The following is a 408-nucleotide window of genomic DNA, read 5'->3' as shown; positions in this document are numbered from 1 at the left end:
CCATACTCAGTTCATAAATAGAAAGGAGCCAATGAATATGTACGATATTGCCGTTATTGGATCCGGACCTGCGGGAGCAAGCGCTGCCATATTCGCTGCCAAATCCGGCAAGAAAACACTGGTGATCGATAATGATCAAGGGGTCACGCGGCGGGCCTGGGTCAAGAATCATTACGGTGTGGAAGACATTAAGGGACCCGATCTAGTTGAAGTGGGTAACAAGCAAGCCGCAGCATTCGGAGCCGAATATGTTCGCGACAAAGCCGTCGAAATTGCCAAATCGGAGGAAGGCTTCATCATTCATTCCGAAAACGGTTCCTATCCGGCCAAGCACGTCATACTGGCTACCGGCTTCTTAACCGACCTCGCGGAAAAAAGCGGAATCAAGACGGTGCCCGGTACGGAGCC

At 51.5% G+C, this 408-nt stretch carries 1 protein-coding gene; it reads left to right on the top strand.

The features are described from left to right. Positions 1-37: 37 nt before the first annotated feature. Positions 38-408, top strand: a 371-nt coding sequence (locus tag FS806_RS25355; protein WP_144942130.1) for an FAD-dependent oxidoreductase, incomplete at its 3' end; no start/stop codon positions are given.

It is taken from the genome of Paenibacillus sp. 32O-W (genome assembly GCF_007679495.1).
Classification (GTDB): domain Bacteria; phylum Bacillota; class Bacilli; order Paenibacillales; family NBRC-103111; genus Paenibacillus_L; species Paenibacillus_L residui.
The sequence above is the reverse complement of the archived record's forward strand: the minus strand, read 5'-3'. Positions and strand labels throughout refer to the sequence as shown.